This is a genomic window from Neisseria sp. P0022.S010 (assembly GCF_051956635.1).
The window spans coordinates 1-1,561 of record NZ_JBQCXF010000637.1 but is presented as its reverse complement, the minus strand read 5'-3'; the positions used below and the strand labels follow the sequence as shown (position 1 = coordinate 1,561).

The window sequence follows — 1,561 nt, the reverse complement described above, 5'->3', positions numbered from 1 at the left end:
TTGCTGTTTGATGCCTATCATCCGACCGAATACGGCGGTACGGGACAAAGTTTCGATTGGACTATATTGCACGGCAATATCGGCAAACCGTGGATACTTGCCGGCGGATTGACTGCGGAAAACGTTGCCGAAGCGGTAAAAATCAGTGGCGTGGCAGCGGTGGATGTGTCCGGCGGCGTGGAAATCTCCGGCGGGATTAAGAGCAGGGAGAAAATGGCGGCGTTTATTCAGGCAGTAAAGGCCGTCTGAAAATTTGTTTGAATGAAAAACCACAGGAATGCAGATATGCAAGAACCAATCGTTGAGTCCCACCCCTTCGCAGCCTTGTTGCCGCCGCAGGCAACGGTCATGATGATGGGGACGTTTCCGCCTAAAGAAGAAAAACACGCGATGCAGTTTCATTATCCGAATTTTCAAAACGATATGTGGCGTGTGTATGGGCTGGTGTTTTTCGGCGATGCGGCGCATTTTCAAAAGCAGGGCGAAAAAGCGTTTGATGCCGATAAAATCAAAGCGTTTTTGAGTGAGAAGGGGATTGCATCCTGTCCGACCGTGTTGAAGGCAATACGCGAACATGGCAATGCTTCGGATAAGTTTTTAAAAGTGATAGAAACCGTCGATTTGGCGACAGTATTGGCGCAAATGCCCGAGTGCCGCCATCTTTGCACCACCGGCGGCAAGGCAACCGAAGTTTTGTTGGAGATTCAGGGCGGCGGTATGAAAATGCCGAAGACCGGCGAAACAGTACCGTTCCCCTATGCGGGGCGTGATTTGACCCTGACGCGCCTGCCTTCGACTTCGCGTGCCTATCCTTTGAGTTTGGCGAAAAAAGCGGCGGCGTATCGGGCTTTTTTTGAAATGGCTGGATTGACTGTTTTTCAGGAGTAGGGCGATGGACCGTTATGAAATTTCTTTAATGACGTTTATGGCTTTGTGGTGGCTTTTTAATGTCGTCTCAGTGTGGCTGAAGGCCAAACAATGGCATATCAAGGTATTGTTGGGCGGAACGCTTTTGTATGTGATACAAATATCTGCAGTCATTATGTCTGTTAACGGCCTTAATTGGATATTTTTGAACGTAAGCACTATAAATACCAATGAGTTGATTATTGCTTTGCTTGTGCTTAACTTTCTGGGTTGGTGGTTGCTGGCACTGTGGCTGGGGATGTTGGCATTAAAAATATGCTTGAGAAACAAAAACGAAGAAAAACATATTGCGCCGCCGTTGGGTACGGCATTGGTTGCAATATCGAGCTGTACGCTGTTGTTCCTATTTTGTCTGCTGATATTATTATTCAATTAGTTGCCGACAAGATGAATGGAAAACGGCTATAATTGCTGACAATTTTACTTTCAGACGGCCTTATACTGAATCAGGCCGTCTGAAACCATAAAAAGAACAAGGAAAAATCCAATGAAAAATTATCACGCTCCCGACGAGAACGGCTTTTTCGGCGAACATGGCGGCCTGTACGTTTCAGAAACCCTGATTCCGGTTTTGCGAGAATTGGCAGACGCCTATACAGCAGCGAAAGAAGGTCATTCATTTTGGGAAGAGTTC

Annotated in this window: 3 protein-coding genes and 1 pseudogene; all 4 read left to right on the top strand. The window is 47.0% G+C overall.

Annotation, left to right across the window (positions count from 1 at the left end):
• Positions 1–249, top strand: a 249-nt coding sequence (locus tag ACTHUT_RS20215) for a phosphoribosylanthranilate isomerase (RefSeq protein WP_440419585.1), incomplete at its 5' end; no start/stop codon positions are given.
• A 36-nt stretch (positions 250–285) separates the two neighbouring features.
• Entirely contained in the window at positions 286–888 is a 603-nt protein-coding gene (locus tag ACTHUT_RS20210; protein WP_250600990.1) for a DNA glycosylase, read from the top strand.
• A 4-nt stretch (positions 889–892) separates the two neighbouring features.
• A complete protein-coding gene (locus ACTHUT_RS20205) occupies positions 893–1,303 on the top strand; it encodes a hypothetical protein (RefSeq protein ID WP_250600989.1) in 411 nt (136 codons plus the stop codon).
• Positions 1,304–1,414: 111 nt separating this feature from the next.
• Positions 1,415–1,561 (top strand): annotated as a pseudogene (locus ACTHUT_RS20200) (tryptophan synthase subunit beta); the annotation flags it as partial.